The sequence below is a fragment of the Turicibacter sp. KK003 genome (assembly GCF_037014675.1).
Classification (GTDB): Bacteria; Bacillota_I; Bacilli_A; order MOL361; family Turicibacteraceae; genus Turicibacter; species Turicibacter faecis.
On record NZ_CP142738.1, the window covers coordinates 1,665,001 to 1,682,508 of the forward strand.

Annotated in this window: 22 protein-coding genes and 1 rRNA gene (1 of these 23 only partly in view); 11 read left to right on the forward strand and 12 right to left on the reverse strand. The window is 37.9% G+C overall.

Annotated features, from left to right (window positions below):
• The 7 genes from VXM77_RS08180 to VXM77_RS08210 all read right to left on the reverse strand — a co-directional run.
• Positions 1–60, reverse strand: a 16S ribosomal RNA gene (locus VXM77_RS08180) (it extends 1,457 nt beyond the left edge of the window).
• 408 nt (positions 61–468) lie between these two features.
• Entirely contained in the window at positions 469–741 is a 273-nt protein-coding gene (rpsP, locus tag VXM77_RS08185; protein ID WP_161832774.1) for a 30S ribosomal protein S16, read from the reverse strand.
• Between the two features lie 113 nt (positions 742–854).
• Positions 855–1,076: a DUF2129 domain-containing protein gene (locus VXM77_RS08190; protein WP_161832773.1), complete on the reverse strand. Its 222-nt coding sequence runs from the start codon at positions 1,074–1,076 to the stop codon at positions 855–857.
• A gap of 19 nt (positions 1,077–1,095) precedes the next feature.
• Positions 1,096–1,497, reverse strand: coding sequence for a YlbF family regulator (locus VXM77_RS08195; protein WP_161832772.1), 402 nt, complete (start codon positions 1,495–1,497; stop codon positions 1,096–1,098).
• Between the two features lie 128 nt (positions 1,498–1,625).
• Entirely contained in the window at positions 1,626–1,850 is a 225-nt protein-coding gene (locus tag VXM77_RS08200) for a YlbE-like family protein (RefSeq protein WP_161832771.1), read from the reverse strand.
• 11 nt (positions 1,851–1,861) lie between these two features.
• Positions 1,862–2,311, reverse strand: a complete 450-nt coding sequence (gene ylbD / locus VXM77_RS08205; protein ID WP_161832770.1) for a spore coat protein YlbD — start codon at positions 2,309–2,311, stop codon at positions 1,862–1,864.
• A 150-nt stretch (positions 2,312–2,461) separates the two neighbouring features.
• Positions 2,462–3,712, reverse strand: coding sequence for an FtsW/RodA/SpoVE family cell cycle protein (locus VXM77_RS08210; RefSeq protein ID WP_237658986.1), 1,251 nt, complete (start codon positions 3,710–3,712; stop codon positions 2,462–2,464).
• 206 nt (positions 3,713–3,918) lie between these two features.
• Between VXM77_RS08210 and VXM77_RS08215 the strand changes: the two genes are divergently transcribed.
• The 6 genes from VXM77_RS08215 (at position 3,919) to def (ending at position 5,990) form a co-directional block, all read left to right on the forward strand.
• Positions 3,919–4,110 carry a YjcZ family sporulation protein gene (locus tag VXM77_RS08215; protein ID WP_338505966.1) on the forward strand — a complete coding sequence of 64 codons (192 nt, stop codon included), beginning with the start codon at positions 3,919–3,921 and terminating at the stop codon, positions 4,108–4,110.
• Positions 4,111–4,247: 137 nt separating this feature from the next.
• Entirely contained in the window at positions 4,248–4,406 is a 159-nt protein-coding gene (locus VXM77_RS08220) for a YjcZ family sporulation protein (protein WP_161832767.1), read from the forward strand.
• A 173-nt stretch (positions 4,407–4,579) separates the two neighbouring features.
• Positions 4,580–4,759: a sporulation protein YjcZ gene (locus tag VXM77_RS08225; protein WP_161832766.1), complete on the forward strand. Its 180-nt coding sequence runs from the start codon at positions 4,580–4,582 to the stop codon at positions 4,757–4,759.
• Between the two features lie 115 nt (positions 4,760–4,874).
• The gene (locus VXM77_RS08230) at positions 4,875–5,087 is read left to right on the forward strand and encodes a hypothetical protein (RefSeq protein WP_161832765.1); all 213 of its coding nucleotides are present in this window, start codon (positions 4,875–4,877) and stop codon (positions 5,085–5,087) included.
• A 95-nt stretch (positions 5,088–5,182) separates the two neighbouring features.
• On the forward strand, positions 5,183–5,278 hold the full coding sequence (locus tag VXM77_RS08235; protein ID WP_161832764.1) for a YjcZ family sporulation protein: 96 nt from the start codon (positions 5,183–5,185) through the stop codon (positions 5,276–5,278).
• A 157-nt stretch (positions 5,279–5,435) separates the two neighbouring features.
• Positions 5,436–5,990 carry a peptide deformylase gene (def, locus tag VXM77_RS08240; RefSeq protein ID WP_161832763.1) on the forward strand — a complete coding sequence of 185 codons (555 nt, stop codon included), beginning with the start codon at positions 5,436–5,438 and terminating at the stop codon, positions 5,988–5,990.
• A 28-nt stretch (positions 5,991–6,018) separates the two neighbouring features.
• On the opposite strand, the gene VXM77_RS08245 is transcribed toward def, so the two are convergent.
• Complete coding sequence (locus tag VXM77_RS08245; protein ID WP_161832762.1) at positions 6,019–7,356, reverse strand: tetratricopeptide repeat protein; 1,338 nt, start codon at positions 7,354–7,356, stop codon at positions 6,019–6,021.
• A 21-nt stretch (positions 7,357–7,377) separates the two neighbouring features.
• Positions 7,378–8,148, reverse strand: a complete 771-nt coding sequence (locus VXM77_RS08250; protein WP_338505971.1) for a Cof-type HAD-IIB family hydrolase — start codon at positions 8,146–8,148, stop codon at positions 7,378–7,380.
• 373 nt (positions 8,149–8,521) lie between these two features.
• Here VXM77_RS08250 and VXM77_RS08255 point away from each other — a divergent pair, with 373 nt between their 5' ends.
• Positions 8,522–10,216 carry a ribonuclease J gene (locus VXM77_RS08255; RefSeq protein ID WP_161832760.1) on the forward strand — a complete coding sequence of 565 codons (1,695 nt, stop codon included), beginning with the start codon at positions 8,522–8,524 and terminating at the stop codon, positions 10,214–10,216.
• A gap of 499 nt (positions 10,217–10,715) precedes the next feature.
• On the opposite strand, the gene VXM77_RS08260 is transcribed toward VXM77_RS08255, so the two are convergent.
• Both VXM77_RS08260 and VXM77_RS08265 read right to left on the reverse strand, forming a co-directional pair.
• The gene (locus VXM77_RS08260) at positions 10,716–11,327 is read right to left on the reverse strand and encodes a hypothetical protein (RefSeq protein ID WP_161832759.1); all 612 of its coding nucleotides are present in this window, start codon (positions 11,325–11,327) and stop codon (positions 10,716–10,718) included.
• Between the two features lie 181 nt (positions 11,328–11,508).
• On the reverse strand, positions 11,509–12,177 hold the full coding sequence (locus tag VXM77_RS08265) for a TrkA family potassium uptake protein (RefSeq protein ID WP_161832758.1): 669 nt from the start codon (positions 12,175–12,177) through the stop codon (positions 11,509–11,511).
• A gap of 184 nt (positions 12,178–12,361) precedes the next feature.
• Between VXM77_RS08265 and pgeF the strand changes: the two genes are divergently transcribed.
• Positions 12,362–13,183 carry a peptidoglycan editing factor PgeF gene (pgeF, locus tag VXM77_RS08270; RefSeq protein WP_338505976.1) on the forward strand — a complete coding sequence of 274 codons (822 nt, stop codon included), beginning with the start codon at positions 12,362–12,364 and terminating at the stop codon, positions 13,181–13,183.
• 29 nt (positions 13,184–13,212) lie between these two features.
• Here the strand turns inward: pgeF and VXM77_RS08275 are convergent, their stop codons facing one another.
• Positions 13,213–13,434: a hypothetical protein gene (locus tag VXM77_RS08275; RefSeq protein ID WP_338505978.1), complete on the reverse strand. Its 222-nt coding sequence runs from the start codon at positions 13,432–13,434 to the stop codon at positions 13,213–13,215.
• Positions 13,435–13,905: 471 nt separating this feature from the next.
• Here VXM77_RS08275 and VXM77_RS08280 point away from each other — a divergent pair, with 471 nt between their 5' ends.
• Genes VXM77_RS08280 through VXM77_RS08290 form a run of 3 tightly spaced genes read left to right on the forward strand, consistent with a single transcriptional unit; the run spans position 13,906 to position 17,150 of the window.
• Positions 13,906–14,844, forward strand: coding sequence for an ABC transporter ATP-binding protein (locus VXM77_RS08280; protein WP_262950945.1), 939 nt, complete (start codon positions 13,906–13,908; stop codon positions 14,842–14,844).
• A gap of 1 nt (position 14,845) precedes the next feature.
• The gene (locus VXM77_RS08285; protein WP_161832340.1) at positions 14,846–16,012 is read left to right on the forward strand and encodes an ABC transporter permease; all 1,167 of its coding nucleotides are present in this window, start codon (positions 14,846–14,848) and stop codon (positions 16,010–16,012) included.
• Positions 15,999–17,150 carry an ABC transporter permease gene (locus tag VXM77_RS08290; protein ID WP_161832341.1) on the forward strand — a complete coding sequence of 384 codons (1,152 nt, stop codon included), beginning with the start codon at positions 15,999–16,001 and terminating at the stop codon, positions 17,148–17,150. Before VXM77_RS08285 ends, VXM77_RS08290 begins: the two co-directional genes overlap by 14 nt.
• The last annotated feature ends 358 nt before the right edge of the window (positions 17,151–17,508 follow it).

A 17,508-nucleotide genomic window follows, 5' to 3' on the forward strand; every position in this document is an offset into this window, starting at 1 on the left:
TTGCATGTATTAGGCACGCCGCCAGCGTTCATCCTGAGCCAGGATCAAACTCTCCATAATTGTTTGTTTCCTTAGCTTGCGAAATTTCTTTCGCTCATGATTCTTGACGTTCTGTTTAGTTTTCAAAGAACTTCTCTCGCCTTTTGGCGACTTCTTTATCTTACTACATTCGACTTTTTCTGTCAAATGTTTTTTTATCTTTTTTTGTAAGTTTTTCGTCCACCGCTCTTGGCGACTTTTTAAGTTTATCAGGTTTATTTCGTATTGTCAAACACCTTTTATCTTTTTTTATTAAATAAACGATAACGGTACGATAAGAAAGAGAATCCTTTGACAGCTGTCCACTCCTCCCCCTATCTCTCCTCTCCTTTTTTAAAAATTTAATGGGCACCTAAAAGCTACTGCCTTCAGGTGCCCATTTTTATATTTAGAAATAAAGTATGTGCTAATTCAGTGTGAATAAATTAATTATTTAGCGTATTTTTCGTTATGGAATTTAGTCATGATTCCTTCAGCTGAGAATAAAGCACGAACTGTATCAGTTGGTTGTGCTCCGTTACGTAACCATTTCATCGCTAATTCTTCGTTAATTGAAACGATTGCTGGTTGAGCAACTGGATTATAAGTTCCGATTACTTCGATGAAACGTCCGTCACGTGGACTTACTGAGTTAGATGCTACGATACGGTAGAAAGGTTTTTTCTTAGATCCCATACGAGTTAAACGTAATTTTACCATTATATATTCCTCCAATTTTTAAACATTTTTATATTGTTAAGGCATTCCCCTTAACACGACACTTATGATTATAACAACATCTCATTTAAGTGTCAAGCATTTTTACTTAACACATTTTATTTTATTGCTTCTAATACTTCAGGACCTATTTCAATCCGTTGAACACCATGTAAGTTTCTGATCTTACCGATCACGTAATCTTTCTGATTTTCATTGATATACAAACATACATAATTCATCTTTTTCGATATATACACAACATGACCAAATTGAAACATCTTTTGTTGAACATTATTCTTTCGTGTATACACGATCAGTTGCAATCTATTCTGATCCAAGTTCATTCCCCCTTCTGTTTTAACAAGAACAGCTCCCGTTTTTACACCCACAGGCCTGTGCTTTTTTTCCTTCTTTAAACTCAACAACGCCCATTAGATAACTGGCAATTTCGTCTAATATAGACTGAATACTCTTTTCACAGTTCTTAAATTTCTGAACCGTCTCATTCTGAAAAAGTGCCGTCTTGGCCTCAACTAACCGTTTTGAAACGTCCTTGTAATCGGGATGGTATTTCCCACCATAACGCTCTACTTCCGCGTAACTTTGTTTTGCTCTTTCAAAATTCGCTATTAAATTTTTAATTTCAACACTCGTTTCTATTTCATGGCGTAATTCTTTATATTCTTGGCAAAGTGGAAGAGATAGAATATCGTCTCCAATTTCTTCGCATAATTGTATATACTCACTACTGTTTAACAATTTAATCACCCATTTTATTATAACACAGGCTAATTGCCTTGACTAATTAATTGTTTTTCTAACAAATGCCCCGATCCTATTAAACAAAAAAACCACCTGATTAAAGATGGTTTTTTTAGATAACTCCCTTACTTATTACTATTAAGCATTCTTAACATAAATTGTGCCACATTTAACTGTTTTTCAAATTTTTGTAGACGTGTTGGTTGCGATTGTTTTTTTATCGTTTCAATCTCATTAACAAACTCTTGATAACGTTCCGGATTTCGGTTTAATTCTTTATACCAAATGGGATACATTCGAATATAATCCCGCTGTTCAACATTATTCACGATTTGATACATAATCTCCATCTACTCATCTCCTAATCATCAAATTTTGAGAACAAGCCTGGAAATGACTGTCGTTGACTCGCAGCCGCACCTAAAGAAGCCCCTGCTCCGGCGCCACCAGATCCTTGGAAGGATTGGAAAAGTTGAATAAATTTTTGCACAGTCCCCATTGTTTGTTGAACTTTATTCATATCCATTTTTTGAATATATTGAAAGGCCTGTGTCATCATTTCCGCCCCACTCATCGTTGATGTCGACGATTTCGAATCACTACTACTTTTTTCATCCGCCGTTACCGTTTCTTTTGAGGCCACTGTATCTTTTGGAATTTCTTTAAACTTTTCCCATTGACTATCCTCTTCCCCGTATAAATACCATTCCTCAAATATAGATTGCCACGTTGCTTTTCCACTACGGACCTCATATTTTAATCCTGGATATTTACGAGCAAATTGTTTAAATTCTTCTACTTGATTGTCCACTTTCTGTCACCTCACTAACCCGAATCACCTGATTATAAGCAGCACCCTTAATTAGTGACCCGTTATTGTTTATCCTTAAGGAACAATCGTCTGCTCTTACTTTTATCATATGAAAAAGGCCTTAGTCCGTGACTAAGGCTCGTTCAATATTTATTCTTTTATTAAAGGGACAACTTTTGTTTTAATCATTTGCTCCCGCTGTTCCTTTAACCGTTTGGTAGATATAAATTGTTCCATCGAAATATTTAAATAAAGCCCAATTCCAAGAAACATCGACATTAAACTCGATCCCCCATAGCTAATGAGTGGAAGTGTTACCCCCGTTAATGGAATCGCCCCACTAGCGCCCCCTAGGTTAATAAAAGGTTGGGCTAAAAAGATAGCGCCCACTCCCACCGCAACTAGCGCTGAAAAACGGTCTTTACATCGAAGTGCGGTTAAGAAACAACGTGTCGCCATAATAAAATAAACCACCATAATTAAAAAAACAACAAAAACGCCTAACTCTTCGGCCAGTATCGTTGAAATCATATCGTTGTGAGGCTCTAAAACATACCCGTACTTCTGTGTGCTTTTTCCAACGCCTACACCACCTAGCCCCCCTAGGGCAATCGCTGTGTAACCCATCACGTTTTGGAATCCTTTCGGATGATTAAATGGATCCGCCCAAATCGTAAAACGTTCTAATTGATAAGGGAAAAACTTAGCCGCCAAAAGACCGACTACCAACACACCGGCAACCCCTATCCAAAAGACAGGTTTGAAAATCTTCCATTGCACACCCGTCGCTAAAAACATGATTAAACCAATAAGGCCAATGATCAAGGATGACCCAAAGTCAGGCTGAAGTAACACAAGCCCCGAACAAAGTCCAACATAAATGAGGATTCCCAAAAAGCTTTGCCAGATGCGTTGAATAGACCAATGTGTCTTTTTATACCCCCGAATATAATAAACACCCTTTTGCGCATGTTTATCAAATAACCAAGCGATTGCCATAATCATTCCGATTTTAACAAACTCCGCCGGTTGAATCTTTATTGAGCCAATTTCAAACCAACTGCGAACATCAGAACTTGAAGACCCTCTTGCGAACATCAGTGTAAAAAGTAAAAGGAGCGGACAAATGACCACTGCTATCACACTTAAATTTTTTATCCACTTATACGGGATAAGAAGGATAATGATCATCGCAACCAGACCAATCACTCCGAATATTAACGTCTTTATGACAATATTCGAAGGATCTCCGTTCACCCCATTATAAATAGAAATACTTGTAATACTATAGACCATGATAATCCCAATCGCGAATAGTATAATGGCTAAGGTTAGTGTTAATTTATCCAATCCCTCTAATCGTTCTGCTAGCTCGCGGATATAGACTTTGGCTCGATTCATCATACCGGTCATCCTTTTTCTCCTTTTTAAACCGCTCATAATCCTGTCTCTCCTCCTCAACTTCTCCATTAGTCGTTACTTTATTTTAACATGTTTCCCCAAATTACAGAACGCTATATTTCGATAAAAAATAGGTGATTGGCATGAACTAAGTTTGATTAGGAGCGTATAATACAGTGTAATCAGGAATGAGGGAGGGACAAAAGATGTACAACTATGGAACAGGATGTGCCTATAGCTACGGAGGATACGTTGGTGGATATGGTTATGGTGGATATGCACCTGTTACTTATCAAAACACTGTCACAACTGGTCGAAGTAACAGTTTCGCTCTTATCCTCGTTCTATTCATCCTATTAGTCGTTCTCGGATATTGCTTTTTAGCAGACCGATGCTAATAGAGAATAGTTTAGGATTGTAAATCATCCTTTGTAAACTGATACACAAAAAATCGAAGTGATTCATTTACAAACGAACCATTTCGATAAACTGACATATGATATATTGAGGTAATCATCTTAAGGAGGAAATTAAAATGTATAATTATGGATATAACTGCTATACACCTTGCTATTCTGGAGCTGCTTGTGGAGGTACTGGATGTGGATTTGCCTTCATCTTAGTTCTATTCATCTTATTAGCTATTATTTGTAGCTGCGGTGGATTCGGATTCGGTAGCGGTTGTGGTTGCTAGTCCTCACTTCTTGCAAAAGTAACTGACAGATTATAGTGTGGAGGGCCCCCTTATGGGGGCCTTTTTAATCGTCCATTAAAAGAAAAAATATCTTTTTCCTAAATTCATTAACCATTATCCTTCCTTTTGCGTATGATATCTTGAAGTTGTTAAAAACGAAAGGAGAATGTTTTATGTATAATTACGGATATAACTGCTATACACCTTGTGCTCCTGTAGCACCAGTATCAAATTGTGGTGGAGGTTGCGGTGGATTCGCCTTCATCTTAGTCTTATTCATCTTATTAGCTATCATCTGCGGTTGCGGTGGATTCGGTAGAGGTTGCGCTAGCAACTGTGACTGTGGCTGCTAATTCCCCCGAGGAATGATAAATTCCTCAAATTAATGGAATGATTCATTTTCTAATAACCATTTCCTTCTTCTAACGTATGATATAGTGAGCCTAAATTTAAAAGGAGGAATTACTCATGTATTACAATGGAGTAGGTTATAATTGCGCTCAACCTTGCGTACCAGTCATGCCAGTTGCAGGTTGTGGTGGAGGTTGCGGTTTCGGTGGATGTTGCTGCGCTTTCATCTTAGTTCTCTTTATCTTAATTATTCTTTGCGGTTGCGGTTGTGGCTGCGGTGGATTTGGAGGCTGCGGTTTCGGCGGATGTGGTTGCGGTTGCGGCTACTAATTAAAAAATGAATCGTTCAAGTCCATTAGGAATGTGGAACGAAACAAATAAAAAAACGTATGATATAGTGAGCGTTAATCAAGGAGGTATGTACAATGTGTTGTGGTGAAAGTAATTTTGGTGGTGGATGTGCATTTTTCTTAGTATTATTTATTTTACTTGTTATCATCGGTTGCTGCTGCTGTCGTTAATAACAGCTTATGAATAAAAATAGTAAATATGTCTCATCATAAAAAAGAGGTGCTACTTTGCACCTCTTTTCGTTTGTATAAATTTCCTTTTTGACTTATTAGCCAAATGATCGTTTGTTTGTTATAATAGAAACGACATTAGAAGGGAGAGTTCTTAATGATTACAATGCAAGACATTATTCGCGAGGGACATCCAACATTAGCAAAAGTCGCAACTGAAGTTTCAGTTCCACTAAGCAAAGACGATGTAAAATTAATGAATAACATGCTACAATTTATTATTAATAGTCAATCACCCGAAATCGCAAAAAAATATCAACTTCGCGAGAGCGTAGGCTTAGCGGCCCCTCAGTTAAACTTAGATAAACGCATTATCGCCGTGCACACGGAGGATGAAAAAGGAAAACTTTATTCCATTGCTTTAGCCAATCCTAAGATTGTTAGCTATTCTGAAGAAATGACCTATCTTCCAACAGGTGAAGGATGTCTCTCTATTGACCGTGAAGTAGAAGGATTTGTTCCAAGACACCGCCGCGTAACCATCCAAGGTTATAACGTCAAAGGTCAATTAGTTAAGTTTCGTGTTCGCGACTACGTTGCTGTCGTTTTCCAACATGAAATCGATCACTTAAACGGTCACCTCTTCACGGACCGCATTAATAAAGAGCAGCCATTAGCTCCAATCGCTAATGCGCAACCATTAGAATTTTAAAAAGCCAAGGAGATTCTTGGCTTTTTTTTTATTGAATACGTTGTGGAAGTTTTTCGTATAAGCGAATTAATCGTTTCTCGGCGTTTTTATCCTGCCCGTAAGAAACAGCCTTCTCATAAGACTCCACGGCGTGATAATTATCACCTAAATAGTTTTCATAAAGAATTCCTAAATTATAGTATAACTCCCCTGCATATTTAACGGGAGTATTTTTTTGACGAATGAGTTCGTCTGCCTGTAAGTAATAACACTTCGCCTCTTTGTAGTCGGATAAATGGTAGAAGTAAAGATGCCCGATATTCACCAAGGTACTTGGCGTATGGGGATCAACTTCTAGAACCCGTAAATAATATTCAAGAGCTTTTGAATAGTTTTTGAATATCTCCACGTCTAAATAAGCCAGGGCATTAAGTGCTAATAAATTATTTGGATTAATCGTCAACACATATTCATAGTAATGCATCGCCTCTTTATAATCGTTTAACTCAAAATCATAAATATTAGCAATTTCTAACACCAATCCCTCTTCATTTTTAAAATATGTCAGGGCCTCAACCAATACCTCAACCCCTCGTTTAGGATCGTGCAAATCATAAGCGTACAGACCTCGTAACCCTTGATAAGACACCAATGAGAAGGGGTCACATTCGATCGCCTTTTTATAAAAAACAATGGCCTCCTCATACGCGCCAAAATGATGTCGTAAAATATGCGCGTAATTATGATTAACAAGAGAATGATTAGGTTCCAACGCTAATGATTTTTCATAGGCTTCCTTGGCTTCCTCCAGTTGATCATTTCGAACATAAGCATCCGCTAAATTGGCTAAGGCCGTGGCCGGATTAGAAGAGAATTCGACCGCTTTTTCAAAATAAGCAATCGCTTGGTCAACGTCCTGCCGATACTTCAAATATAAGCACCCTAAGTTGTTAAGATTTCTCGCATTCTCGAACTCCAATGTTTCGACCTGATGACTGCACTTTAAAGCTAAATCGACATCTTCATTCCACTCAATACAAAGTTCTGCAAGGTTCAAGTAGGCATCAACATACCCCTCATCAAGAGAGATGGCCTTTTCATAGCTAATGACCGCCTCAGCAGGTCGATTCAAAAACTGCTCATATAAAATAGCTAAATTAAAATATAGGGTTGCTGAATCCGGTTGATGCACAATAGCCTCACGATAATATTTTTCAGCACGCGTATAGTCTTGATATGATTCGATACAAATAATGGCCAAAGCATTATAAACAGCTGCTAAATCAGGATGATTATTAAGCTGCTCAAGCAACAATGATTCTGCTTCATCAAAGCGCTTCTCGTCTAACAACTGTTCAACATACTCTAAAGGTGATAAGTCACTCATGCTGATTCTCCTCTTTTCCTATTAAAATAACCCTAATTGTTCACACGCATAAAATATTCCGTCTTCATCGATACGCTTAGTCACAAAATCAGCGTGTGCTTTCACTTCCTCACTCGCATTCCCCATCGCGACTCCGATATCGGCTAATTGCAACATTTCAATGTCATTATACCCATCACCAAAGGCAATCACACGTCTAGGCTTCTGTTTAAGATGCGACACTAATTGTCTGATTCCTTCCGCTTTTGATCCATTAAGTGGAACAATATCAGCGCCAAAATCAATCCACGGAACAAAGCGTAAGTCTTCCTTAAATTCGTCAGATAACTGTTCAAAATCCTCAGAGAAATACCAGGCCTGTAAAATGGCATCCTGATGATGAAGGTCATCGATCACATCGGGAATTGGAATTGACACGCGATCAAAAGATTTCGCTAGTTCATCCGTATATTTTGTCAAACCAGAACGCGTTGCAGATAGTAGCCCAATCCCTTGATTACGGGCATGCGATTTTTCAATTAATCGTTCAATTACCTCTTTTGAAATGGCATTTTCGTAGATGACTTGCCCTTGATGTAAAATATGTTGCCCATTGGCCGTCACAAACGTCTCAAACGGTAACGAACGAATTTGTTCATCAACTAAAAATAAGGCACGCCCTGTTGCAATAGCCAACTCATGCCCAGCCTCTTTTAACTTTTGAAGGGCTTCGATTGTACTTATTGGAATCGTATTTTTTTCGCTCTGTAAAAGCGTCCCATCGATATCAAATAAAATTAAATCTTTCGTCATATGACCCATCCTTCCTTTTTAAAAACAACTGTGTCTATTTTTCAATAACGTCGTATCTTCTATCTCCTTCTACTATCATTGCCATTTTTCTTCTTTTTCATCATGATAGTAAATTTATTGAAGAAATTCAAGTGCTAATCGATGATATTCCTTTGATGTAATGGTATAATAATAAAGATAACACACTTTAATGAGATTTTAATTTAAAAATTATTTTTTCGACCTTTTTGAAGTCACGTGATATAATCTTTAAAAGATGTCCAAAATAAGGTTAGGACCAAAGACGTTTGAGAAAAACATTTATTTTGCTTTACGTCATATGGATTAATTTTTTGAAAAAATACTCATGATATTGATTGAAAGGGAGTGCTTTATGAGTCAACGTAAAAAAAACTCTCACATTAAACCTAATGATGTCGCAGTTTTTGCGCTCGGTGGTTTAGGTGAAGTTGGAAAGAATATGTACTGTGTCCAGTACAAAGATGAAATCTGTATTATTGATGCGGGAATTAAATTCCCTGAAGATTATTTACTTGGGGTTGACTACGTCATTCCTGATTATCAGTATTTAATTGATAATCAAGAAAAGATTGTTGGTTTATTCATTACGCATGGTCATGAAGACCATATCGGTGGAATCCCATTTTTACTTCGTCAATTGACGATTCCTAAAATCTATGCTGGAAAACTAGCCATTGGACTTATTAAAAATAAACTTGAAGAGCGCAAGTTAATGCGTCAGGCAAATATTGTTGAATTTAATTCCGACACGGTAATCAAATCGAAACATTTTACATTTGAATTCTTCCGTACCAATCACAGTATTCCTGATTCATACGGAATCGCAATCAAAACACCTCATGGAACAATTGTCCATACAGGGGACTTCAAATTTGACTTTACACCTATCGGACCTCCTGCAGACTATGCCAAAATGGCACGCTTAGGTGAAGAGGGTGTTTTATGTCTATTGTCAGATAGTACAAATAGCGAATTGCCGATTTTCACTATTTCTGAACGTCGCGTCGGTGAAAATTTAGGTGACACGTTCAAAAAAATTAAAGGACGCATCATTATTGCAACCTTTGCTTCAAATGTTCACCGTGTTCAACAAATCGTTGAGGCGTGTATTGCCACTAATCGTAAAATTGCTATTTTCGGTCGCAGTATGGAAGCAACGATTAAAATTGGATTAGAGTACGGTTATATCCGCTGTCCTGAAGATACCTTTATTGCTGCGAATGAAATTAAACATTTACCTCAGGAAGAAGTTACAATTTTATGTACAGGATCTCAAGGTGAACCGTTAGCAGCGCTCTCTCGCATCGCTAATGGAACACACCGTCAAATTCAAATTATTCCTGGTGATACCGTTATTTTTTCTTCCTCACCGATTCCAGGGAATGCGCTAAGTGTAGGTCGCACCATCAATGCTTTATATCGTGCAGGGGCTGAAGTAATCACACATAGTCCTCTTACTGACATTCATACTTCAGGACATGCTGGACAAGAAGAGTTAAAACTCATGTTAAGCCTCATGCGTCCTAAATACTTCCTACCTATCCACGGGGAATACCGCATGTTAAGCGTTCACGCCCAATTAGGTATGCAATGTGGCGTTAAGGAAGAAAATTGCTTTGTCATTAACAACGGAGAAGTTCTTGCCTTTAATCAACATGGTGCCCGATTAGCGGGACGTGTGCCATCAGGAACTGTTTATACAGATAATAGTGGTTTAGGTGATGTAGGGACAGAAATCATCCGTGACCGTAAGGTGTTATCTGAAGACGGTCTCGTCATTGTCGCTGTATCAATCAAACGCTCGGAGAAACGTCTCCTCAATGGACCTAATGTTGTGTCACGTGGATTTGTCTACATGAAAGAATCTGAAGATTTAATTAAAAATACTGAAAGTGCTGTACGAGAAGTTGTATTACATAAATTACAATCTTCTAAGCACTTCTCAACTGAAGAATTAAAATCTGCTATCTGTGACGTTGTTTCTCCATTTTTATTTAGCAAAACCCAACGTCGCCCGATGATTTTACCGATTATTATGGAAATTTAAATAAAGAAAAAGACCGTTCAAATAGAACGGCCTTTTTCTTTTTCTAGATGAGAAATTTCTGAACTCGTTTGACTCATAAATCATTGCTCCATTTCTCTTAGTCTTTCCTTCATCCGACACCAAATCTATTCGTTAATCAATCCCCGTTAAAATAGAATGGCTTACTTGAAAGAAACGGCATAGGTCCCTTTCAAGTAGATTCAACTCGAACCGTAAACTGGTCGTGTTGTCCCTAACGAGGCGGCAGCGTATCCGCTGATGCTTGTTGCACATCGAATGTGATTCCCCATCTCAACGTATAAATTTTCATCTCATCGCTGACGCGAAGAGGCCTAACGGGGCCTTAAAAGTAGGCGAATCCATTCAAGTTGCCTCGTTGACTGATTGCTTTAGAAAAACCTTGAAGACGTCAACGTTTTTATCGAAGCGGACACGAAACGGTTAAAAGGCATTCCATTTCAAGATAAAAAGCGTGCCAGGAGATGACACGCTTTTTATCTTATTTTTTTGTGATTGTTACTTTAACAATCGATGCTGTCTCGTAATTAGCAAGCTCATCTTGATACGTCTCTAAATTCATATCTGATGATCCACCTGTTGTATAGGCAGCTAAGACAAACTCTTTTCCAAGTTCACCCCCATATTGATCAAGGGTTACTCGTTTTTCAAAATTAATGGCTGGTGCGTTTGTTTTCTCCATTTTATATTCTGGATTTTTTTTATCGGTTGTTTTTTCATTGTCTACTTCAGCAATTGAAAAAATTGATTTTACATCCTCTTTCCCAATATTGAGAATTAAATGAATCAGAGAATTTTTCTCCATCTCTTCAGTTGTATAAGTTGGAACTTCAATCGTATTCACTAATTGACCAGCTTCATACTGCTCAACTGCCATTTTAATGTCGTACGATGAACCTGTAGGTAATAACATCGAAGTCACCGTACTCTGATTTCCACCATAGTCAGCCGATTGTAATAATAAATCGATGACACCACTCACCTGTTGATTGACAACTTTAACATCACCTTCTGGTAATTTAGCGCCACTACATCCTGTGACTAAAAGAAGACTCATCATGGCACAAGCGGCCCATTTTATTTTTTTTTGCATAATCTAACTCCTCATTTCATTTATCTTTTTTTCAGTATACCATATAACCTGACTGATACTTGTTCTTTTTGTGTCTCTTTTATATTTTTCACCACATTTTTACATTTTATTCATGATTTAATGCATTTCCTAAACAGTTATCATCAAAAAAAGGAGGACAAAAGCCTCCCCTTTTCTTCACTTAAGTATGTAAAAGCCAGTGATCAAATTCACTAATATCTTTATTTGCGCCAATAACAAGCAATACATCGCCTTCTTTAATTTCAGTATTAGCTTGAGGAACGACAATATTGTAGTTACGTTTAATCGCAGCAATATTAATTCCAAATCGTTGAGGAATATTTAAATCAATCAAGGTTTGTCCGATAATCGGCCCCGCTGCTAATACTTCGACGATACTATAGTTATCAGATAACACTAAGTAATCTAAAACGAAATCCGATAACATTTGATGAGCTAATCGCTTTCCAGTATCCTTTTCGGGTTGAATAACCGAGTCGGCTCCAATTTTCAAAATTACTTTCTTATGATAGTCATTTACAACTTTAACGGTCACTTTATTGACACCAATTTCCTTTAATAACAGCGCCGTTAAAATACTCGCCTGAATATTTTGGCCGATTCCAACAATAACATGATCAATGTTACGAATTCCGATACTTCTTAGCGCCTCTTCATCTGTCGAGTCTAAAATAATGGCTTGTGTCGCAATATTTACGTATTTTTTAATCACTTCTTCATTACAATCAATCGCTAAGACGTCCGCTCCTTGGCGAGCTAATTCCTCAACGACACTTCCACCAAATTGCCCACATCCAATGACGGCAAACGTTGTATCTTTCTTTTCCATAAATAATCCCTCTTTATTACCGGTGCGTCTTTTACTAACACATGGCACCTCATATTTAATCTGATCTGATTATTTTATATTCTCACCTATTTTAACACGATTCATCACAAATTTCTATTGCAATCAGGCGAAGTTTTTTTATAAATTCAGTGGTCTCTGCTATAATAAAACATGAGGTGATAAAATGAAGGAACCATTTATTTTAAACGAACACTTACTCTTTTTAAATCCATGGATGAGTCAAAACAAACACTTAGTTGCCGGGTTTAGTACGAACAAGGGGGGCGTATCCGTTGGAGCATTTGAAGGGCTAAATATTGCCTATCATGTGGGCGACAAACCAGAAGCTGTTTTAAAAAATCGTCAACTTGTCGCCAATCACTTAAAATTACCGTTAGAAAAATGGGTATTTGCCGAACAATTACATACGACAAATGTCCATAAAGTCACACACGATGATTTAGGAGCCGGTGTTTATAATTTTGAATCAGGGATTAAAGCGACCGACGGACTCTATACAACAGAAAAGGATATCGTCTTAGCCACGTTTTATGCAGACTGTACCCCACTTTATTTTTACGTTCCAACGCGTGAGCTCATAGGAGTTGCTCATGCCGGATGGCGCGGAACGGTTGACGGAATGATGCATGAAATGTTACGAACATTAAAAGAGGTTGAACAGATTGATCCAAAAGATATTTGGGTAGCCATTGGACCTTGTATTGGTCGTGATGCGTATCGCGTCGATGATTTAGTCATCAATGAAATCGAAAAATCGAACGTTGATGGATGGGAAGAAACCTTTGTTGAACTTGGAAATGGACAATATAAATTTGACCCAAAACTACTCAACTACAAACAAGCCCTTTATGAAGGCGTTCCAGCAGAAAATATTTTAACTACTTCTTATTGCACATATACGGATGATGATTTATTCTTTAGCTTCAGACGAAATAAAGAAACAGGACGCATGATGAACTTTATCTGTTTAAAATCTGAAGAATAAAAAAACTTGCGATTTTTCGCAAGTTTTTTTTATTCCTTTAAGAGTTCAATCCCCTCAACACGTTCAATTCGAACAATTTTAGTCACTTCACCCTTTTTCTTATCCTGATACGAAATTTTGATCCACTGCTCATCGACTTCAAGCACGGTCACTAACGTCGCACCAACTGGTAAAACGGCATCCCCGTACCATTCCTCATCAAATGTCATCTGACATGATTGATTGACTAAGGACTGTAAAATTTTTGACATTTTCATTCCCTCCTCTTCTCCTAATTCCCTTATTTTTATCCGTTTCTCTAGTCTTCCCATTTTAAAATAAAGCAGGAGTAATCCTAAAAGAATGATGACCTCCACGACAAATCACCCACCTTCCAAAGCATAGACACCTTTTCTCCCTCCTCATAGTCAATTATCATTCCACGGGTTTCTTTTCATGATCCGTGAAAAGAAATAACGGTTTCTCTTTTCCAATCCATCGATGAGCGAGGGCTCAATATATTCTATCCCCCTGTCTTTCCCACTATGCCTCCTGATCTTCGATTCCATTAAAGATGTACAGACAAAAAGGATGCCACTCGCTCATCAAAAAGACTCCAGTATCTAAAAGCGATTCCTCGTTCTTCCAACTACACCTCCTCATTTTTCGTCCTTATCCGTACTAGATGGCCTTTTTTTCTCATATATTTCATTATCAATCCATTAAGTGAAAGGAGCCTAAACATGAAGACTATGATTAACGTCGAGCATTTAACGAAACAATATCAGGAGGTTTTAGCTGTAGATGACTTGTCATTTCGTGTCTATGAGGGAGAAATTGTCGGATTACTCGGTCCAAATGGAAGCGGGAAATCAACCACGATTAACTGTCTCCTCTCCCTCCTCAACTTTAACAACGGAACGATTGAACTCTTTGACAAAAAAATGAAACCCGATGCTTATGATTTAAAAGCACAAATTGGCGTCATCTTTCAAGAAGTTGCCGTCTTCGATGAACTCACCGTCTATGAAAATATCGATTATTTTTGCGGACTCTACATCAAAGATCAAGCGACACGGCGACAAGCCATTGAAGAGGCCATTCAACTCGTTGGACTCGAAGATTATAAAAAATTTTATCCCAAAAAATTATCCGGAGGTCTCTTAAGACGACTCAATATTGCCTGTGGGATTGCCCACCGCCCTAAATTAATTTTTTTAGACGAACCAACCGTTGCGGTTGATCCTCAGAGTCGGAACCATATTCTAAACGGCATCAAACAATTAAGAAAGAACGGTGCTACCATCATTTACACCACTCATTATATGGAAGAGGTTGAGCAACTTTGTGACCGTGTCATCATTCTTGATAAGGGGAAAATTATTGCCATGGGGACGGCCGACGAACTAAAAGAGAAAACGCAAATTGAAGAAAAAGTTATAGTTGAAATTCATGATCTACCTTTAGATGAACTAAATAAGCTAAAGACACTTAAAAACGTCGATGATGTTCGTTATCAAGCACCACATCTCATCATCACTTATAAATCAGGAAAAAACAACCTAATTGAGATGATTGAATACCTTAAACAAACCCCACTCCATTACACGACGATTTATTCTCAACGTCCAACTCTTAACGATGTCTTCCTAACCTTAACTGGAAAGGAGTTGCGTGATTAATATGCGTCATTTGAACTATGCGTTTAAAATGCTCATCAAAGATAAAATGCTCATTTTTTGGACCTTCGCCTTTCCTCTGATTCTTGGAACTTTTTTTTACCTTGCCTTTTCCAATATTGAAAATAGTGAAAAATTATCCATCATTCCGATTGCCATTGTAGAGGATGAAGAATTAACCAAAAACAGTATTTTTAAAACCGCCTTCGATACACTGAGCTCACCAAAGAGCGACCACCAGCTATTTCAAACCCGCTATACGACAGCGGAAGAAGCAAAAAAATTATTAGAAGATAACGCCATCGTGGGTTATTTACAACTGAAAGAACAAGAACCCCAATTGACATTTAACACCAATGGAATTGACGAAACCATCTTCCAGTTTGTCACCGAAGAAATGAATCAACGCAGTCAACTCATTTCTCATCTTATTGAAAAGAAAATAAGTGAAGCCCCTGAAATAGCGCCCAATCCGGAAGAAATTTACCAAGACGTCATCAACTTGGTCAATGAAAACAACGTCAGGGTTGTTGATCGCTCTAGTGAGCATTTAAGCTACACTCAAGTTGAATTTTATACGTTGGTGGCAATGACTTGTCTTTATGGAGGAACCTTAAGTATGATTTCTATCAATCGGATTTTAGCTAACATGTCCCCTCAAGGAAAGCGGACATCCATCTCACCGGTGAAAAAATGGCGTCTTATTTTTAGCCATTTACTTGCTAGTTATTTCGTTCAACTTCTCGGACTTGCCCTATTATTTGCCTATACGGTCTTTATTTTAAAGGTCGATTATGGGGAGCACCTTCCTTTAATTGTATTGCTCGCCATCATCGGAAGTTTTTGTGGTCTTACACTGGGGATGGCCGTCGGCGTTTTATTTAAAGTCAATGAAAATATAAAAATCGGCATCTTGATCTCGCTCACCATGCTTGGCTGTTTCCTTTCCGGAATGATGGGAATTACGATGAAGTATGTGATTGATACGCATCTCCCACTCTTAAATCAACTGAACCCTGCCAGTATGATTACAGATGGGCTTTATTCATTATATTATTACGAAACATTTGATCGTTATTGGGCTAACATCTTCCATTTATTAATGGTTTCTGTTGTTCTCATCGGAATCTCAATCTTCAGTTTAAGGGGGCAAACGTATGACCGTATTTAAAACGTATTGGAAACTTTTAAAAAGAAACCTTCCACTGGTGATTCTTTATACCGTCATATTAATCGGATTCGCGGCGGCGAATATGAAAACGAATGAAAAAAACTTGGACTTCGTCGCTAGCAAGCCTAATATCATCGTCATTAATCAGGATGAACAGGGGACCCTCAGTCGTCATCTTATCGACTATTTAAAAACGGCAAGTCATTTAAAGGTGGCAACGTCTTCTGAAGAAGAACAGATCAATGATGCGCTCTTTTATCGAGAGGCCAACTATGTGATTGATATTCCTGATGACTATAGTGAAAACTTTATGGCGGGGAGTGCTCCTGAACTAACGGTGAAGAGTACGGGGGACTACCAGGCTTCTTTAGCAGAGATGATTTTGTCTCGCTATCTAAACACGGCCTCAATCTATCAGAAAATGGGGATGGATGCCCACGAATTAACAACCTTCGTTGACGAAACACTTGCCCAAACAGTGAAAGTCAACATGGTCTCTTTGCTTGATGTCGATCAGTTAACGAAAGCTACTTCTTATTATAACTTTGCAAGTTATAGTATTCTTGCCTGTCTCATTTTTATCGTTAGCTTACTTCTTAATCATTTTAATCAACCGACTGTTAAAAAGCGACGCCTGATTAGCCCAATTGGAGAAAATAAACATAATCGAATTTTGCTTCTTTCGAATGGTTTATATGCCCTGCTCATCTGGCTTATTTATGTCGCTATTAGCTTCCTTTTGGTCGGCGACATCATGTGGAGTCCTCATGGTCTGATTTATATCATCAATGCTTTCATGTTAACTCTATGTGCGACAAGTCTCGCCTTTTTGATTGGAACCCTCGTTCGCAGTCCAAATGCCATTAGCGGGATTGTCAATGTGATTGCACTCGGTTCTAGTTTTTTATGCGGCGCCTTCGTTCCGATGGAGTGGTTACCCGATTCCGTCCTCACGATTGCCCATGCGATTCCTACGTTTTATTACATCAAAACGAATGAATTACTGAAAACTGTAGAAGCCTTTCACCTTGATACCCTCAAACCCATTCTGATTAACATGGTCATCATCTTCGGATTTAGCGTTCTATTTATGATTCTTACCCAACTCGTTTCTCAAAGAAGACGAAAAATTGGATAAAGTTTTTAGTGACCAACAGATTAGTTAACAAGATAAAATATCCGATAAAAAAAACATCTAACGATTCATTCATTTATAAGAAGCTTTCATCCTCTCTCCTTTGTTGAGAGAGATGAGAGCTTTTTTTATCGGATTAAAAAGAAAAAGGTAGCCCGTTGGCTACCTTAGTTAAGTGATCAAAGATTTATCATCCGTTAAAGGGAGGAACGTTTAATGCCAATGAGGCGTTTAAACGTTTGGATTGAGCAGATGCATAATAAGGTAAAAATAACGGTTCTATAATATTTGGTGTGGGTGATGCCCACACCTCTTTTATTGGAATTAAAAAATAAGTACAAAAAAAGAGACATAACGTCCC

Excerpts from the sequence above, each read along its gene's own strand:
- VXM77_RS08200 (WP_161832771.1), bottom strand. The coding sequence starts at position 1,850 with ATGGAGATTATGTATCAAATCGTGAATAATGTTGAACAGCGGGATTAT.
- VXM77_RS08210 (WP_237658986.1), bottom strand. The coding sequence starts at position 3,712 with ATGAATCGAGCCAAAGTCTATATCCGCGAGCTAGCAGAACGATTAGAG.
- VXM77_RS08215 (WP_338505966.1), top strand. The coding sequence starts at position 3,919 with ATGTACAACTATGGAACAGGATGTGCCTATAGCTACGGAGGATACGTT.
- VXM77_RS08220 (WP_161832767.1), top strand. The coding sequence starts at position 4,248 with ATGTATAATTATGGATATAACTGCTATACACCTTGCTATTCTGGAGCT.
- VXM77_RS08225 (WP_161832766.1), top strand. The coding sequence starts at position 4,580 with ATGTATAATTACGGATATAACTGCTATACACCTTGTGCTCCTGTAGCA.
- VXM77_RS08230 (WP_161832765.1), top strand. The coding sequence starts at position 4,875 with ATGTATTACAATGGAGTAGGTTATAATTGCGCTCAACCTTGCGTACCA.
- VXM77_RS08235 (WP_161832764.1), top strand. The coding sequence starts at position 5,183 with ATGTGTTGTGGTGAAAGTAATTTTGGTGGTGGATGTGCATTTTTCTTA.
- def (WP_161832763.1), top strand. The coding sequence starts at position 5,436 with ATGATTACAATGCAAGACATTATTCGCGAGGGACATCCAACATTAGCA.
- VXM77_RS08245 (WP_161832762.1), bottom strand. The coding sequence starts at position 7,356 with ATGAGTGACTTATCACCTTTAGAGTATGTTGAACAGTTGTTAGACGAG.
- VXM77_RS08250 (WP_338505971.1), bottom strand. The coding sequence starts at position 8,148 with ATGACGAAAGATTTAATTTTATTTGATATCGATGGGACGCTTTTACAG.
- VXM77_RS08255 (WP_161832760.1), top strand. The coding sequence starts at position 8,522 with ATGAGTCAACGTAAAAAAAACTCTCACATTAAACCTAATGATGTCGCA.
- VXM77_RS08260 (WP_161832759.1), bottom strand. The coding sequence starts at position 11,327 with ATGCAAAAAAAAATAAAATGGGCCGCTTGTGCCATGATGAGTCTTCTT.
- VXM77_RS08265 (WP_161832758.1), bottom strand. The coding sequence starts at position 12,177 with ATGGAAAAGAAAGATACAACGTTTGCCGTCATTGGATGTGGGCAATTT.
- pgeF (WP_338505976.1), top strand. The coding sequence starts at position 12,362 with ATGAAGGAACCATTTATTTTAAACGAACACTTACTCTTTTTAAATCCA.
- VXM77_RS08275 (WP_338505978.1), bottom strand. The coding sequence starts at position 13,434 with ATGTCAAAAATTTTACAGTCCTTAGTCAATCAATCATGTCAGATGACA.
- VXM77_RS08280 (WP_262950945.1), top strand. The coding sequence starts at position 13,906 with ATGAAGACTATGATTAACGTCGAGCATTTAACGAAACAATATCAGGAG.
- VXM77_RS08285 (WP_161832340.1), top strand. The coding sequence starts at position 14,846 with ATGCGTCATTTGAACTATGCGTTTAAAATGCTCATCAAAGATAAAATG.
- VXM77_RS08290 (WP_161832341.1), top strand. The coding sequence starts at position 15,999 with ATGACCGTATTTAAAACGTATTGGAAACTTTTAAAAAGAAACCTTCCA.